The sequence below is a fragment of the Methylophilales bacterium MBRSF5 genome (assembly GCA_001044335.1).
Taxonomy (GTDB): domain Bacteria; phylum Pseudomonadota; class Gammaproteobacteria; order Burkholderiales; family Methylophilaceae; genus BACL14.
Map to the genome: position 1 here is coordinate 1294276 of CP011001.1, position 15449 is coordinate 1309724.

18 protein-coding genes and 1 pseudogene are annotated in these 15449 nt (G+C 32.2%); 11 read left to right on the plus strand and 8 right to left on the minus strand.

Features of this window, described 5'->3' with window-relative positions; translation table 11 throughout:
• The first annotated feature begins 205 nt into the window (after positions 1-205).
• The 8 genes from UZ34_06875 to UZ34_06910 all read left to right on the plus strand — a co-directional run bounded on the left by UZ34_06875 (position 206) and on the right by UZ34_06910 (position 7707).
• On the plus strand, positions 206-436 hold the full coding sequence (locus UZ34_06875) for a hypothetical protein (GenBank protein AKO65193.1): 231 nt from the start codon (positions 206-208) through the stop codon (positions 434-436).
• A gap of 228 nt (positions 437-664) precedes the next feature.
• On the plus strand, positions 665-1414 hold the full coding sequence (locus UZ34_06880; GenBank protein ID AKO65057.1) for a xanthorhodopsin: 750 nt from the start codon (positions 665-667) through the stop codon (positions 1412-1414).
• Positions 1415-1482: 68 nt separating this feature from the next.
• A complete protein-coding gene (locus tag UZ34_06885) occupies positions 1483-2394 on the plus strand; it encodes a hypothetical protein (GenBank protein AKO65058.1) in 912 nt (303 codons plus the stop codon).
• Positions 2391-3857 (plus strand): phytoene dehydrogenase, encoded by a 1467-nt coding sequence (locus tag UZ34_06890; GenBank protein ID AKO65059.1) that lies wholly within the window; start codon positions 2391-2393, stop codon positions 3855-3857. Before UZ34_06885 ends, UZ34_06890 begins: the two co-directional genes overlap by 4 nt.
• Positions 3847-4731 carry a hypothetical protein gene (locus UZ34_06895; GenBank protein ID AKO65060.1) on the plus strand — a complete coding sequence of 295 codons (885 nt, stop codon included), beginning with the start codon at positions 3847-3849 and terminating at the stop codon, positions 4729-4731. Before UZ34_06890 ends, UZ34_06895 begins: the two co-directional genes overlap by 11 nt.
• Before the next feature lies 1 nt (position 4732).
• The gene (locus UZ34_06900; protein ID AKO65061.1) at positions 4733-5824 is read left to right on the plus strand and encodes a hypothetical protein; all 1092 of its coding nucleotides are present in this window, start codon (positions 4733-4735) and stop codon (positions 5822-5824) included.
• Positions 5808-6665, plus strand: a complete 858-nt coding sequence (locus tag UZ34_06905) for a hypothetical protein (GenBank protein ID AKO65062.1) — start codon at positions 5808-5810, stop codon at positions 6663-6665. The genes UZ34_06900 and UZ34_06905 overlap by 17 nt, the downstream gene beginning before the upstream one ends.
• A 358-nt stretch (positions 6666-7023) precedes the next feature.
• Positions 7024-7707, plus strand: a complete 684-nt coding sequence (locus tag UZ34_06910) for a hypothetical protein (GenBank protein AKO65063.1) — start codon at positions 7024-7026, stop codon at positions 7705-7707.
• 80 nt (positions 7708-7787) lie between these two features.
• Here the strand turns inward: UZ34_06910 and UZ34_06915 are convergent, their stop codons facing one another.
• Together UZ34_06915 and UZ34_06920 are read right to left on the minus strand one after the other, a co-directional pair.
• Complete coding sequence (locus UZ34_06915) at positions 7788-8225, minus strand: hypothetical protein (GenBank protein AKO65064.1); 438 nt, start codon at positions 8223-8225, stop codon at positions 7788-7790.
• Positions 8226-8248: 23 nt separating this feature from the next.
• On the minus strand, positions 8249-8527 hold the full coding sequence (locus UZ34_06920) for a hypothetical protein (GenBank protein ID AKO65065.1): 279 nt from the start codon (positions 8525-8527) through the stop codon (positions 8249-8251).
• Between the two features lie 290 nt (positions 8528-8817).
• Here UZ34_06920 and UZ34_06925 point away from each other — a divergent pair, with 290 nt between their 5' ends.
• Positions 8818-9306, plus strand: a complete 489-nt coding sequence (locus tag UZ34_06925; protein AKO65066.1) for a hypothetical protein — start codon at positions 8818-8820, stop codon at positions 9304-9306.
• A 247-nt stretch (positions 9307-9553) separates the two neighbouring features.
• Here the strand turns inward: UZ34_06925 and UZ34_06930 are convergent, their stop codons facing one another.
• The 5 genes from UZ34_06930 to UZ34_06950 all read right to left on the minus strand — a co-directional run bounded on the left by UZ34_06930 (position 9554) and on the right by UZ34_06950 (position 11603).
• Positions 9554-10021: a hypothetical protein gene (locus UZ34_06930; GenBank protein ID AKO65067.1), complete on the minus strand. Its 468-nt coding sequence runs from the start codon at positions 10019-10021 to the stop codon at positions 9554-9556.
• A 99-nt stretch (positions 10022-10120) separates the two neighbouring features.
• Positions 10121-10564, minus strand: coding sequence for a hypothetical protein (locus tag UZ34_06935; protein AKO65068.1), 444 nt, complete (start codon positions 10562-10564; stop codon positions 10121-10123).
• A 54-nt stretch (positions 10565-10618) separates the two neighbouring features.
• Entirely contained in the window at positions 10619-10882 is a 264-nt protein-coding gene (locus UZ34_06940; protein AKO65069.1) for a hypothetical protein, read from the minus strand.
• A complete protein-coding gene (locus UZ34_06945) occupies positions 10867-11208 on the minus strand; it encodes a hypothetical protein (protein ID AKO65070.1) in 342 nt (113 codons plus the stop codon). Before UZ34_06945 ends, UZ34_06940 begins: the two co-directional genes overlap by 16 nt.
• Entirely contained in the window at positions 11205-11603 is a 399-nt protein-coding gene (locus UZ34_06950) for a hypothetical protein (protein AKO65071.1), read from the minus strand. Before UZ34_06950 ends, UZ34_06945 begins: the two co-directional genes overlap by 4 nt.
• A 199-nt stretch (positions 11604-11802) precedes the next feature.
• Here UZ34_06950 and UZ34_06955 point away from each other — a divergent pair.
• Both UZ34_06955 and UZ34_06960 read left to right on the plus strand, forming a co-directional pair.
• Positions 11803-13011: pseudogene (locus UZ34_06955) on the plus strand (hypothetical protein).
• 28 nt (positions 13012-13039) lie between these two features.
• Positions 13040-14569, plus strand: a complete 1530-nt coding sequence (locus UZ34_06960; GenBank protein AKO65194.1) for a deoxyribodipyrimidine photolyase — start codon at positions 13040-13042, stop codon at positions 14567-14569.
• On the opposite strand, the gene UZ34_06965 is transcribed toward UZ34_06960, so the two are convergent.
• Complete coding sequence (locus tag UZ34_06965) at positions 14564-15448, minus strand: hypothetical protein (protein AKO65195.1); 885 nt, start codon at positions 15446-15448, stop codon at positions 14564-14566. The genes UZ34_06960 and UZ34_06965 overlap by 6 nt on opposite strands.
• Between the last annotated feature and the right edge of the window lies 1 nt (position 15449).

A 15449-nucleotide genomic window follows, 5' to 3' on the forward strand; every position in this document is an offset into this window, starting at 1 on the left:
CTAACGAGTAATAAATGTTTGGATAGATAGATTTCAAGGCAGATCTTTAAATATAAATAATCAATATGTAGTTGTCAACATATATATTTTTACAAAATATTGTATTTTTCCTTAAAGGGAGTAAGGTTTTATTATGTTTAAAGCGAAGAGAGTTTAAACGTAATTTCTATAGTTATTACTATATAAGGAGAAGTAATAGATGGATATTTTAAAAACAGTTAGAACTTGGGCAGCAGCTCTTTCAGAGACGGTAGTAAGTCTCTTAGCACTTGGTATCGTTCTACAAATCCTTATGGGAGGGGCAGCTATCCCATTTTTTGGCGAACCAAGAATCATTGAAACTGTAACAGGCCATATTAATTCACTTGGTGGTGAAGGAATAGTCGGTCTTGTAGCCATCTGGGTGCTTTATTCTATTTGGAAAGCTCGTAAATAGAAGTAGCGTTTAAATCACCAATTTAAAAACCCTTGGAAACAAGGGTTTTTTTTGAACCTTTAAAATTGCATAAAGTCCATATAAGGAATCAGGTTATTCTGATCGTTAGGTCTATAAATTTAAGTAAATACATGTGGAGAGGTATTCGTTTAAGTTTATGGGTTATTTGTGTTTTTTGTGAGATGAAGACAGTCTCAAAAAACCAATTTATTTAAATGGAGAATCTCTATGGAAGTAGGCGGATATAATTTAGTCTATAACTCACTGTCATTCGCAATCGCAACATTTGGTGCGGCTACAGTATTCTTTTTTGCTCAGCGTTCTCAAGTCGCTCCAGCATACAAAACTGCGCTATCCCTATCAGGATTAGTTTGTTTAATCGCTTTTTATCATTATCTAAGAATGTTTGAAAGTTTCAATGATGCTTATACATTAGTTAATGGTACTGTTGAAGCAACAGGTGCTCAATTCAATGACGCTTATCGTTACGTGGATTGGTTACTAACTGTGCCTCTATTACTTCTTGAGTTAGTCTTGGTTATGAGACTATCAAAAGAGGAAACATATTCTAAAGGTACTAAATTAGCTTTAGCTGCTGCAGTAATGGTCATCTTAGGTTACCCAGGTGAAGTAATTACCGATCCATCTATGTACGGTGATCGTTGGATGTGGTGGGTACTAGCTATGATTCCGTTTGTATACATTGTATGGGATCTAGTTAGCGGCCTTGGCGCATCAATCAGCAAACAGCCAAAAGCTGTTCAAGGTCTTGTTAGTAAAGCAAGAACTTTAACTATTTTGTCATGGTGCTTCTACCCAATCGTTTTCGTTTTCCCAATGATTGGTTTACAAGCAGACCCAGGTGCTGTTAACCCTGCAATTCAAGTAGGTTACACAGTTGCTGACGTGGTTGCAAAAGCACTATTTGGTGTAATGATTTATATGATTGCTCAGCGTAAGTCTGATGCAGGTGCATAATAGATCAATATTACATTTAAAATCTTGAGATAAGAAACGCGCCTCTTTGCAGGCGCGTTTTTTTTAATATGAAAATAATTATCAGCAGTCATTTTGATGAATTTTTTATGCCACCGGAGGCGACAGCTGATTTACATCTCGTAAAAAAAGAAATTCAAAAAGCACTACAAGACAAGAAGACGATCCTAAATGAATGGCTTAAATTTCAAAATCAATCTAAAGGTAAATTCATTCGCGCACAACTTGCTCTAGCTTCAGGAGAGTTGTTAAATTTACCAAAAGATACTGTTATTAAATGGTCTGTTGCATGTGAATTAATTCATACAGCTTCTTTGATTCATGATGATATATGTGATCAAGATGAAAAAAGAAGAGGTTTGACGACTATATGGAAAAAGTATGGCGTACCTGCTGCCATATGTCTTGGTGACTTTATTATTGCTCAAGCTTTTCAAAAATTATCGGAAATAGAAACAGGTTGGCATCAAACTATTTTATTAAATTCATTATCATTGAGCATGAAAAGAATTATCGTTGGACAAGTGTCAGATGTTGGAGTGGACATAAAAAAAATAAGTATGAAAGATTATGAACAAATCGCTTATGAAAAAACTGGACCTCTATTAATGACACCATTAGACGGTATGTTTCGATGCAAAGAACTGCCTGAGTCAGAATTAAACGGGCTCAACAAATTAATGAATAGCATAGGCCTTGCCTACCAGATGATTAACGATTATAAAAATATAAAAAGTAAAAAAACTGATATATCGTTGAATCATTTAAATTTTATAAGCATCCTAATAAAAGAAAACAACCAAAAGATAAATGATAAATATTCCATTAAATTATCATTAACGGATGCGCATGAACGAATCATAAAAAAATTAAATGAGATTGATAGATATATACATCAGGTCCCCATTATTCTTCAACCAATATTTATAAGCATTGCAAATCAAATGAAAGAAACATTATGAAAACAACTGTGATTGGTTCAGGTTTTGGAGGAATAGCAGCCGCATTAAGATTGCGAGCGATGGGCCATGAGGTGACGTTATTGGAAAAACTAGATGAAGTTGGAGGAAGGGCACAGCAATTCAAAAGAGAAAAGTATATTCATGATGCAGGACCAACAGTGATCACAGCCCCAAACTTATTTTACGAATTGTTTGAATTGTTCAATGAAAACCTTGAGGATTATCTTGAATTTAAACCATTAGATCCATGGTATAGATTCTATTTTGTAAATGGATTTGAATTTGATTATGTGCCTGATCGTGAACAAATGCTGGAACAAATACAACGGATCAACCCAAAAGATGTGGATGGGTATAACCGAATGTTAAAAAAAGCACAAGAAATATTTGAAATAGGTTACCAAGAGCTTGCGGATAAACCATTTCATAAATTATCAACAATGATCAAACATGCTCCAGATATTCTGAGATTAAAGGGATACCAGTCGGTCTATAAGTTTGTCTCGACTTACCTAAGTGATCAAAATTTGCGAAATGTATTTTCAATTCAACCATTACTGGTCGGCGGTAACCCATTTCAAACATCATCGATATATGCATTGATCCATGCGTTGGAACAAAAATGGGGTATTTATTTTGCCATGGGAGGTATGGCAAAAGTTGTGGAAGAATTAAAAAATTTAATGATTAGACAGGGCGTCACCATAAAAACAAATCATGAGGTAGAGAAATTAGAAGTAAATGGAAAAAAAATATCCAGAGTTCACATTAAGAACCAAGCGTCTATTAATACTGATTTATTAGTTTCTAACTCTGACCCAATCACTGTAAATTCTATCTTTTTAGGAGAAGAAAAAAAATCAATCCAAAACAGATTCTTGAAAAAATATGCAAAACATTCCATGGGCTTATTTGTATTATTCTTTGGAACAAAAAAAACTTATCCAAAGATTGCACATCATACTATATGGATGGGACCACGCTATAAAGAATTACTAAATGATATTTTTAATAAGAAAGTTTTAGCAGAAGACTTCTCAATCTATCTGCATAGACCAACAGCTACAGATCAAAGCTTTGCGCCAAAAAATCATGATAGTTTCTATGCCTTAGTCCCAGTGCCAAATTTACAAGCAGATATATCATGGGATGAAATAAAAAATGAATATGCAAACAAGGTGGTCAAAGCATTAGGTAAAACAATTATGCCTGACTTAGAAAAATATATTGATGATCTATTCGTAATGACACCTAATGACTTTAAAGAATCTTATATGACACCACATGGTTCGGGCTTTTCAATTGCTCCAATCCTCACCCAATCAGCATGGTTTAGAACACACAATAAAGATGATTATTATAAAAATTTATTCTATGTTGGGGCCGGTACTCATCCCGGTGCAGGTGTTCCTGGCGTATTAAATTCTGCCAAAGTTGTAGAAAGAATATTAAATGAGCGATAGCAGACAAATAATTAAACAGAATGGTAAATCATTTTACTGGGCTTCAAAGTTTCTTGGTAAGGATTATATTGATCCCATTTATTCAATCTATGAGATGTGTAGAAAATTAGATGATATTGTAGATGAGCAAAGTAAAGAAGCAGCGATAAAAGAGATAGGTTTATTAAAAAAAGATCTTACTAAAAAAAGTTTACAGAAAAAGTTTGAGTCTTTAAAAAGATTAGATGATGATCAATTTCCTCAAATTAAATATTTTGAAGAATTTATTTTGGGACAAGAGAGTGATATAAGTTTTAGACAACCGAAATCAATCAATGAGTTATTGAGGTATTGTTACCGTGTCGCTGGTGTTGTTGGCCTGATGGTATGTGATGCAGTTAATATAAAAGATGAAAATCTAAAATTTTTTGCAATTGACTTAGGAATAGCAATGCAGCTTGTTAACATCGTTCGTGATATTCAAGAGGATGCACTAAGGGGAAGGGTATATATTCCTGAAAATTTAATTGGATCAGTATCAGCCAGTGATGTTCTAATAAAACGAGATCTTATTACAAAGGTAGAGCAAGAGAAATTAAGAATCTTAGATATTGCTGACAAATATTTTAATAGTGCTAATTATGCTATAAAATTTTTACCAAAAGAAGTTTCAATGGCGTTTGGATTAGCATCTAATCTATATCAAGGCATCGGTAAAAAAATCATTAAAAAAAAACAACCCTTTACGAATGGGAGGGTGTATTTGAATGGTGCTGAAAAGTTATTTCATACACTAAAATTCGTACTCAAGAGTAAAAAAAATAAAAATTATCAGCCTATCCATAATAACATGCTTCATCTTCCAATTAAGAATTCACCGAGCACCAACAATTAAAATGTATGACTTAATTATTATTGGGCGTGGGTTATCAAGTTTGTTATTTTTAAAACAGTATTTAGACATGCATTCTGATTTAAAAGTATTAATAATTGAAAAAAGTAAAAAAATTGAAAGTAAATATATTAGCAGTTGGCAGGGACCAGGACTGCTTGATCTAACAAAAGAGTATGGCATTCAAGCGGATAAAGCATATAAAAAAATATCAATTAGCAATGAAAATATTGCGATTAAAAAGAATATTTTACCCTACAGCTATAACACTTATGACTATAAGCATGTAATTGAAACTATTTTTAGTAGTTTAAAAGATAGTGTTGAAATTATTTATGATCAGGTCGTCTCAATTAAAGAAATGTATAACGAAGTCAACGTCAAGACTAAAAAATATAAGTTTCAAAGTCAGTATTTAATTTCTAGTACTTCTATAGACCAACAATCAGTCAATAATAAAAAAATGTTATTTCAATATTTTGTTGGTACTAAAATTCAAATAAAAGATAACCACAAACACGACACATGCCAATTAATGCATTTTTTACAATCAAATAATGAAGTTTTGTTTAACTATAATTTACCTTTTGATCAGAAATCAGTGCTAATTGAAACCACTGCATTTGGAAAAAAGGTACATTTTGAGAACCTTGAGAAGATTCATAAGAAATCATTAGCAGTGTTTAATATTGCAAAAATTATTAAAAGAGAAAAAGGCATAATACCAATGTCGGTGAATCATAAATTTCATAGAACTGCTCGTATCATTAATATAGGTCTTGATGGTGGCTTTGCGCGACCATCTTCTGGCTATATGCTATTAAGAGCAGCACAGTGGTCAAAAATTAATAAAAATACAAATCTTAAAGACCTAGTTTTTAAAGAAAAAAAACTTATTAATTTTTTAGATAAAATATTTTTGAAGGCTTGTTATTATTATCCAGACCTTGCTAACTCTATATTTATAAAATTATTTAATTCAAATGATATTGCATCAGTGATAAGGTTTTTAGCAGATATTCCAACACTATATGACATTGTCAAAATATTAATTAACACCCCAAAGAAAATAATGATTAATGCACTTATTAAATAAAATAAATATTCATCACCTACTTTTTTCAATCTTAGGAATAATTCTGATCAGCTTATATCCTTATCAAAGTCTTGAAGCAGTATATTCTTTAGGAATCCACCCTTTAATTCTGATAATTTTTATTGCTATAACAACGATTGGCTTGGGGCATGGCGCGCTCGATGGAAAAATAATCTGGGAACTAAGCATTAAAAAAAATTCTCGTTTTAAAATTTACTTCATTTATTTACTCATTGTTTTAGTTTCAATTTTAATATGGATGGCTTTTCCAACTTCAGGATTATTTATCTTATTTTTGATGTCCATATATCACTTCGGTGATAGCGATCTTAAAAATTATTCATTAAATAAATTACAGAAAATAACATGGGGTTTCCTAGTCACAATGATCCCAATATTTTTCCATGCAGAAACGGTCAATTTAATTTTTTTTAATTTAGCTGATTACCAAATGAATAAAATATTAATTATATGTATACAAATATCATTTATTGTTTGTCTTATAGGATGGTTGAGAATTGCTTTTAAAAAGAAACTGTGGTGCGAGACGTCAGTATTATTTGTGATGCTTATATCCGGTTATTATTTAGATCCACTATTTTGGTTTGGTTATTATTTTTGTTTTTATCATGGAATGAGAGCATTAATGAATCATCAATTTCAGCTAAAAAAAGATACGATTTGGATGGTAATTTTTACAATTCCTGTTTTGATTGTATGGCTGATATGTAATGAATTGATTAAGGTATCGTTTATCGAATTATTATTTCCATCATTATTTGCATTAACTGTTGCCCACATGCAGTTGGGTAACATTATTAAGTTAGTTCATGTTCGTTAAAAAATAGTTGAGGGTGTATGTGACTAAACATATACCAATCGTCACTAAAAATAAGGACAGATAAAAATTCATACCTAACTTAAGCAATACTGATAAAAGATACAGAAAGGGCAATACTGGTAGGATATAAAGTACGGTCTCGTGCGTTAATTTTGCAATGTGTAAATTGTCTTTATTTTGTTGATAAATAAGTGCAAAAGATACAAATAGGACGATTGGCATAGCTAAAAGCATAGCAGCAAGGGTAGTACTTTTCTTACTGAGCTCGGATGCAATTAAAATGATTGCTACAGCGATAGTTGTTTTAATAAAAAATATCATGTGTTATAGATAAATAAATATAAGAAAGATTCAATTAATGAAAGAAATACTAATAATAGGAGGTTCTGGAGCGATAGGGTCTGCCTTGATCAGCGAATATGTTAATAATGATATTAAAATTACTATTGCGTCTAGAAAAAAACAAAATTTAGACCCACACATTAACCAAATTATCTATGACTATGAGCAGCATAATGAGATTAAATTAAGCACGAAGATTAAGTTTGATCTAATTATTTTTGCTACAGGACATTTGCATAACGAGCACTTTAAACCTGAAAAAAGCTTAAAGGATATTGATAAAAATGCCTTTCAATTTTCGTACCATATTAATTGTATTGCACCCCTCATATTACTTAGCCAGCTGAGAAATAATCTCACGGATCATACAAAGATAGTTTTTTTGTCAGCTCGAGTAGGTAGTATTTCTGCAAATGAATTGGGTGGATGGTATGCCTACAGAATGAGTAAAGCTGCACTAAATATGATGATTAAAAATTTATCAATTGAGTTAAAAAGAAAATATAAAAATATTATAGTTTGCGGTATGCATCCTGGCACAGTGGATAGTAAATTATCTAAACCCTATTCTGGCTTTGTTAAGCATGGAATATTTACCCCATCTCAGTCTGCAGCAATGTTAAAAAAAGTGATTGATGAATTAAATTTGAAGCACTCGGGAAAGATTTATGATTATGCTTTTCAGGAAATTGCTTATTAGTTAACGGTTGGCTAAATAAATAATAATAATCAGCAATAGAATCAGAATGATAAATATTACTACCTCTATCCAAAAAAAATCTATTTGCATTTAAATTTCCCTGAGGCAATTTCGCTAGATTGAATTTTTTTTGGTTTGCTCACTGTTGACTTTATTTGGTGATCAAAAATTAGGTCTCTGCTTTCATTATCATAAATAATTTCCATAAAGTATTCTGTATGGGCTGTTGATTCATACCGTGTGCCTGTATTGGGGTCACGCTCTCCCATTTCTGATAAAAAAGTAGCCTTTTTTAAACACACTGTTTTTGATGATTGTGGTTCACATGGGTAATTCATCTCATTATTGATTCTTAGTTTATTTTTAAGATCAAAATTAATCGTTTTATATTTTTTGTCGAATGAAACATTTAGCAAAACATTTGAAAGATCTTGTTGGTCATGAATTTGATTATTAATTTCGTATCGTTGAGAAACCTGACCGATGCACTCCAATGCAAATAAATGATGACACGTCATCAGAGATAGAAATAAAAGATATTTCACTTTTTAGCCAGGTAGAGGTGAATAAAGAAATATAATCCAAAGACAAGTGATACAAAAAGAGTGGCTTCTAAGTCACCTATCAATTTAATAATAAAGTTATTTGAACAAAATAAATTGAACACCTCACATGCCGACAAAGACTTCACCCATACCCCTCCTTTAATATACTTATACAAACTAAAACCAATATAAAGTAAAAAAGTGATAATAGCGGTCAAGAATGTTGAGCCTAAAATGATGGCATCAAATCTAGTAAATTTTGTATCCTTCTTCATATCTATTATTATAACGTGATGGAACATAATTTTTGGTCAAGACTAGGCGGGTTTGTTTTGCTAATTTCGCTCGGCGTATGTTTTTGGTTGGGCTTTAAAGATCAAAAGTGGCTATGGGTGATTGCTATTCTTCCATCTTATTTACTTGGATTTTATCTATATCGAATAATTAATGGGAATCATCTCAAGATTGAGTTTTTCCGCAAGATATATTTTGTCATCATTGCCTCAATAATAACCTTATCGATAATTTACTATATCGGTTTATTTTTTAATATAATCTTAGATATATGAGACCTCCAATCCTATCAAAATATCCTGTAGATGAAATTGTTGCTAATCTAAAACGATCGAAACAATCAGATAAGTGGATCGTTCGTTTTATTCCCCAAATCATGAGTAAGGATAAGCTTAATGCCAACGCGATTTCTGTAACAAAAAGAGTGAGCTTGCTAAAGACTGAACCAATTACAAAAGATGAATTAGATAGACTTAAGAAATATTTCAAAGAATTGAAGCGAGATGAATTAGTTATCATTCGACAAGAGGACAGTAGGCAGCAAAGAGTATTAATATTTTGTGCTCATGATGATGCTCCTGAAACAATTGATGGCCTAGAAAGGCATATATATCGTGTTATTCCAAATGCTAAGCTAAAATTTGGTGCTTCTGATATTAATCGAGATCGATGCCAAATTGTCAAAAGAAGATCATGGAAAACAGAAAAAGATCGTCCAACCGGTGTATATTCAATAACAGACCTCTCCGGTTCGGATTAATATATATCTTATTCCTTAATCCTCAATTTATTTTTTCTACTGAAAAAATAAGTGAAAAAAATAGAAATATAAGTTCTAGGGATAACAACAATCAGATTCAATTTTATGAACCAGTCCAGAAAAAAATAACAGGAAATAGTTGCGGACCTCAATCTGATTGGCCATGCATAGACCCCGATGGCTGTTTAATAATTGATGGGTTTAAAAAAAAGGAGTAATTGTTCATTACCCCTTTTCAAAAAATTACTTATGTAGTTAAAGAATTTAACTGTTGTGATGCAAGATTCTTTATTCCATTAATCTCAATTTTTTTTGGTTTTTTTGATTCTGGAATAATATTTTCAAGCGAGATTTTAAGTACACCAGATTCCAGATCTGCACCTTTAACTTCAATGGTATCTGCTAATCGAATTGTTTTTGTAAATGATCGATTAGAAATTCCCTTATGAAGATACTGTATATTTGTATCATCTTTTGACTTATCACCTTTGATAATAAGTAGTCCATCTTTAACGGTAACATCAATATCAGCTTGATTAAAACCAGCAACAGCTAATTCCACTGAATATGAGGTTTCATTATGTTTGATAATATTGTGTGGGGGAAATTTTTCATGGACGGACTCAATCGAGTTTTCCATCAGTGCTTCAATATCTCTTAAAGCAGTTTCAAAACCAAGCGTGCTTGGATATAAGTTACCAAATGAAATTTTCATGTTTATCTCCTTTAATAAAGCAAAATAAAAATTCTGGTGTTACCCATTAGGCATAACAACCATAATTTGTATATGGGAGCTCTTAAAGAAAATTTCAAGTCACTTAATTAGTTTTCCATTTTGATATAAATCTTTGGATATCAACTCACCTTCTTTATTCCAAATCCATTCGTGACCATCTTTGGTACCATTGACCCACGAACTTTTTGATTTTTGTTGACCATCGTCAAACCATTGTTCCCATAGGCCATTTTCTTTTCCATCTTTATATTCAACTTTAAGTTTTATCTGGCCATTCTCATACCACTGCTTCCAGTATCCATGTTCCTTACCATCTTTAAAGTCACTTTCCATTTTAATTTGACCATTCTCATACCAAAATTTTTCTTTGCCGTTTTTCTTTCCATTTTTATAGGTGATTTCAAATTTCGGAGATTTATTTTCAAAGAATTCTTGATAGAGACCATCTTTAATCTCTTCGGCAGATAATGGATTTGAGAATACTGCGTAGGATAGGATTATTATTTGAAAATATTTAAACATAGTCACTCCAAATTTATAATATGAAATGACTAGATCAATTTTGTTAAGTTTCTGTTATTTGAATAATTTTTTATATTCTGGAAAGTAATTTGCGATCACTTCAATATCGAATTTTCTTAAAATAGAAGTATTGGATTCCCTCTGCAAAAGAAATATGAATGATTGTTCAATAATTTCTTTTTTTGTGAGATTTTTTATTTGATATTCAGTGATGAAATTATCTGAAATTGTAACTTGATGGCTTGTTTCAGTATTTGAATATATTGTTACATCAAAAGCATTAGGAGATAGCTCTTTAATATTTATTTGATCTGACATTGGCCCTCAAAATTTTCAATATAATGTCCAAACCCTTTATTTCCTGATATCGAGTCAGTAATTTTTAATGTTTTTAAATCCAGATTGAGTGATCTGATATTTAAAAGATTTGATTTACATGTCAAAGTAGTTTTGGACTTTTCGCATTCAATGTTATTGAGGTCAATTAAGGTTAAATCTTCAAATTTGTATTCCCGTGACTGCTGTTCCTCTTTTGCTCCACTGGCTCCAACAAGTTCAAAATGACTTAATCCCTCACAAATATAAGTTAATTCATTTGCGAAAGAGTTGCTGGCAAGGAAAAGTAATAAAAAAATATACCTCATTGAGTTAATTCTTCCAGGCAAATTGCAAAATCTTCTGTACCTACTTTAAACCCAAGTCTTTCACACTTCTGTTTTGCAATTGTTCCGTTCAAGCGTTTCGATGATTTTCCGTCAATTTCTAACTCGTCAGATAGCTTATTGGCAAAATTACATTTAAACTCAAATATATCCTGGAGTAATAAATCACTATCTTTTTTTTGAATACTGTCTTGGTTGAGACCGCCATATACCTTACATGCCCTCATCATGTAGTCATTAGCATCTTCTCCAGAAAAATGTTGTTCAACAAATTTACCAGTATAGTCGTTATGTGGGGCAGGGCGTTGAATATTCTGATTAGTGGTAGCACACGAGGCTAGGAACAAAGAAATAGTGAGTGATGATATAAGACGCATAACTAATTATAAGCATTTTTTTTTAAATTAGCTAAATATTGAAGAACCAAACCCCTTTAATATCATCTTAGAAATATGCATAAACAAAACTTGCCCCAAAAAAAATGCGTCACGTGTCAGCGACCTTTCTCATGGCGAAAGAAATGGGAAAGATGTTGGGATGAGGTAAAGTATTGCTCGCAAAGGTGTAAAAATCATCGTGTCACATAATATTTTCTGGTTTAGAAACAACCTAAGAATTCATGACAACTACCCTTTGGTGCAATGTATCAAAGATTCAACAAGCATTTCTTTTGTTTATATAGTTAATCGGCATTTAAGAGTTCTTGATGGCCATGAAAATCATAAGAATAAATTTTTAATTGATGTGTTGAATCAACTTAAGATAAATTTATCTGACTTGGGGCATGAACTCTATATTATTGAGGGTGAGCCTTCAGATATATTTTCTTCTTTGGCAAAACAATACCAAATTAATAAAATATATTGTGAAAAAATAGTTAGTCCTTACGAAAAGGATGAGGAATTAAGCATTACTCAGACAGATGTGCTGTCCTTCTGGGACTCTACCTTGTTAAATATTGATGACCTTGATTTTGATGTCATCGATTTACCTGACACCTTTACGACATTTAGAAAGAAGGTGGAATTAAAGCCAATTACAGCGACCCTTTATGAAGGATTAACTCTTCCGAAACCTGCTAATCTTTCAAATATTAATTCATATCAATTACCCAATTTTGATATCAAATATAGAGGCAGTGTAGATTTTTTAAATCATTACACTATCTGTGAAAATGGCGCACAAAAATATGTGAAAGATTATTTTTCAGACAAAAAAGCGCTTGAATATAAACAGACAAGAAATGAGTTAATGGGCAATGATTTTTCAACAAAATTTTCGGTTTGGCTTGCACATGGTTTAATTTCAGCAAGACAAATTTTTACTTCCCTCAAAAATTATGAGGAGAGTAACGGGGCTAACGAGGGTACTTATTGGATATTGTTCGAACTATTGTGGAGAGATTACTTTAGACTTTTGCACTTTAAATATAACAAAAAACTATATTTCCAATTCGGGCTAAAAAATAAAGAGATTAATGAGACAAGTCAAGATAACATAAGTAATTTAGAAGAGGCTAACACAGAGTCATCATTTATCAATGCAGGTATTAGAGAGTTACAAAATAGTGGATTCTTATCCAACCGAATGAGACAAATATTAGCCTCCTTTATTATTTTTGAAATGAAAATAGATTGGCGAATTGGCGCTGATTTTTTCCAAAAATATTTGATCGATTTTGATATTTATTCTAACCAGGGTAATTGGATATACATCGCTGGGTATGGAACGGATCCCAGAGGCGGTAGACGATTCAATGTTGAAAAGCAGAAGAATACTTACGACATAGATAATCAATATGAGATGTGCTGGAATGAAAACAATTAGATTATTATTGGGTGATCAATTAAATAAAAAGCACAGCTGGTTCAAGCAAATTGATCACAATGTCATCTATTTGATGATGGAAATTATTCCTGAAATGACTTATGCAAAGCACCATATTCAAAAAATGCTAGCGTTCATGCATGCGATGCGCAACTTTGCAAAAGAATTAGAGCAAGAAGGCCATGTTGTTAGGTATATCAAATTAAAAGATCCGGATAATCAGCAATCCTTTTATAAAAATATTCTTAAATTAATTGAAATAAATTCAGATATAAATAAATTTGAATATCAGGTGCCTGATGAATATCGACTGGATCAAGAAATGAAAAAAATAACCGATCAAATCGGTTTAGAACACCAATCTTATTCGACAGAACATTTTTTGACTCACAGGCAAGATTTGCGTGATTTTTTCACTAAGAAAAAAATATGGAGAATGGAAGAATTCTACCGCCATATCAGGAAAAAATATTCCATCTTGATGGTTGGTGATAAACCTATCGGTGATAAGTGGAATTATGATCAGGACAATAGGAAAAAGTGGGATCCAAAACAATCTATACCAGATCGTATCAGGTTCTATCATGATGTAGGACATCTCAAGGATGAGATTGATGAATTAGAAATTGGGTACATCGGATCTGTTGATACAAAAAATTTTAATTGGCCAAGTAATGAGGAGGAGTCATTACAAGTCCTAAACCATTTTATAAGATTCAGCCTTGATAAATTTGGTGATTTTCAAGACGCCATGGCGAATGAAAATCCTTTTTTATTCCACTCATTAATTTCTTTTGCTCTTAACACTAAAATGCTATCTCCATTAAAGATTGCTGAAACAGTGGAGGAGAACTTAAAAAAAGATTTATCCAATTTAAGCGCCGTCGAGGGATTTATAAGGCAGATTATTGGCTGGCGAGAATATATTCGAGGAGTGTATTGGGCAAAAATGCCTGAATATGGACAGAGTAACTTTTTAAAATTTAAGAATAAGTTACCTGAGTTTTTTTGGCATGGTAAAACTAACATGAACTGCCTGCAAAAATCAATTCAACAGTCTTTACAACATGCATATGCCCACCATATCCAGAGATTAATGATACTGGGTAATTTCATGTTACTCAGTGAAGTTGATCCAAAGCTTGTTCATGAGTGGTTTTTGGCAATTTACATAGATGCCATCGAATGGGTTGAAATGCCAAATGTACTAGGCATGTCACAGTATGCTGATGGAGGTTTGTTGGCCACAAAACCCTATGTATCATCTGGCTCTTATATTAATAAGATGGGAAATTACTGTAAATCCTGTCAGTATGACGTCAAGACTAAATTTGCAGATAACTCATGTCCATTTAATAGTCTCTATTGGAGCTTTTTTTTAAACAATCCAACATTATTAGAAAATAATCCAAGAATGGGTATTGTAAAGATGCAGATAAATAAAATGAAAGAAGAAGATAGGGGCTTATATATTAAAAAAAGTAAACAAATATTGAAGAATATTGAACAGCTATGACTTTTTTAATGCAGTCATACATACCCAACCATCTTGATATAAAGAATCTTCAAAAATAAAGTTATCAGCATATATCTCTTTGATTTCATTTTCCTGTGATTGCAAAATACCAGATAGTGCGATACGCCCTTGGGGTTTACATTTAGAATGTATTAGTGGTTCTAATACTTTAAGTGTTCTTGATAATATATTTGCGACAACAATATCATAAAGGTCATTTGTTGATTCGTCTGATGTATAAAAGTTAATGGCACTCGTTTGATTATTCTCTGCATTTTGATGACTGGCCGTAATTGCCTGAGGATCAATGTCAGTTCCAGCAACTGATTTGGCCCCTAATTTTTCTGCCGCAATAGCTAAAATTCCTGATCCACATCCATAATCTAAGACAGATTTATCAATAAGATCAATTTTGGTTAACCAATCTAAACAAAGTTTGGTAGTGGGATGCGATCCAGTACCAAATGCCAATCCAGGGTCTAGGTGGATGTTAATCGTATTATTATTTTTTGTCTTGTGCCAGGAGGGAATGATCCAAATTTTGTCATTAATTTGGATCGGCTTAAATTGTGACTGAGTCTCTTTAACCCAATCTTTTTCTGCAACAGACTCAACCTGAATCTGATCGATATGAATGTTAAACTCATTGTGAATGGAATTAATAACCTCTGTGAGAGTACGATCATTCTGGAATAGGGCCATGACCTTGGTATTTTTCCAATACCTTTCATGATCATCAGGGTCCTCACCAAAAATCGCTATTTCGTTCTGAGTGTCTAAATCAGAGTCGCTAAAGTTTAGTGATAGCGCATCGAGTTCAATGAGATGGTCACCAATGGACTGTGCAATATCATCATCAACTATCAGTGATAAAGAAATC

What these genes read in the sequence shown, in the direction of transcription:
- UZ34_06880 (AKO65057.1), top strand. Translation starts at nt 665, where the DNA reads ATGGAAGTAGGCGGATATAATTTAGTCTATAACTCACTGTCATTCGCA.
- UZ34_06885 (AKO65058.1), top strand. Translation starts at nt 1,483, where the DNA reads ATGAAAATAATTATCAGCAGTCATTTTGATGAATTTTTTATGCCACCG.
- UZ34_06890 (AKO65059.1), top strand. Translation starts at nt 2,391, where the DNA reads ATGAAAACAACTGTGATTGGTTCAGGTTTTGGAGGAATAGCAGCCGCA.
- UZ34_06895 (AKO65060.1), top strand. Translation starts at nt 3,847, where the DNA reads ATGAGCGATAGCAGACAAATAATTAAACAGAATGGTAAATCATTTTAC.
- UZ34_06900 (AKO65061.1), top strand. Translation starts at nt 4,733, where the DNA reads ATGTATGACTTAATTATTATTGGGCGTGGGTTATCAAGTTTGTTATTT.
- UZ34_06905 (AKO65062.1), top strand. Translation starts at nt 5,808, where the DNA reads ATGCACTTATTAAATAAAATAAATATTCATCACCTACTTTTTTCAATC.
- UZ34_06910 (AKO65063.1), top strand. Translation starts at nt 7,024, where the DNA reads ATGAAAGAAATACTAATAATAGGAGGTTCTGGAGCGATAGGGTCTGCC.
- UZ34_06915 (AKO65064.1), bottom strand. Translation starts at nt 8,225, where the DNA reads ATGACGTGTCATCATTTATTTGCATTGGAGTGCATCGGTCAGGTTTCT.
- UZ34_06920 (AKO65065.1), bottom strand. Translation starts at nt 8,527, where the DNA reads ATGAAGAAGGATACAAAATTTACTAGATTTGATGCCATCATTTTAGGC.
- UZ34_06925 (AKO65066.1), top strand. Translation starts at nt 8,818, where the DNA reads ATGAGACCTCCAATCCTATCAAAATATCCTGTAGATGAAATTGTTGCT.
- UZ34_06930 (AKO65067.1), bottom strand. Translation starts at nt 10,021, where the DNA reads ATGAAAATTTCATTTGGTAACTTATATCCAAGCACGCTTGGTTTTGAA.
- UZ34_06935 (AKO65068.1), bottom strand. Translation starts at nt 10,564, where the DNA reads ATGTTTAAATATTTTCAAATAATAATCCTATCCTACGCAGTATTCTCA.
- UZ34_06940 (AKO65069.1), bottom strand. Translation starts at nt 10,882, where the DNA reads ATGTCAGATCAAATAAATATTAAAGAGCTATCTCCTAATGCTTTTGAT.
- UZ34_06945 (AKO65070.1), bottom strand. Translation starts at nt 11,208, where the DNA reads ATGAGGTATATTTTTTTATTACTTTTCCTTGCCAGCAACTCTTTCGCA.
- UZ34_06950 (AKO65071.1), bottom strand. Translation starts at nt 11,603, where the DNA reads ATGCGTCTTATATCATCACTCACTATTTCTTTGTTCCTAGCCTCGTGT.
- UZ34_06960 (AKO65194.1), top strand. Translation starts at nt 13,040, where the DNA reads ATGAAAACAATTAGATTATTATTGGGTGATCAATTAAATAAAAAGCAC.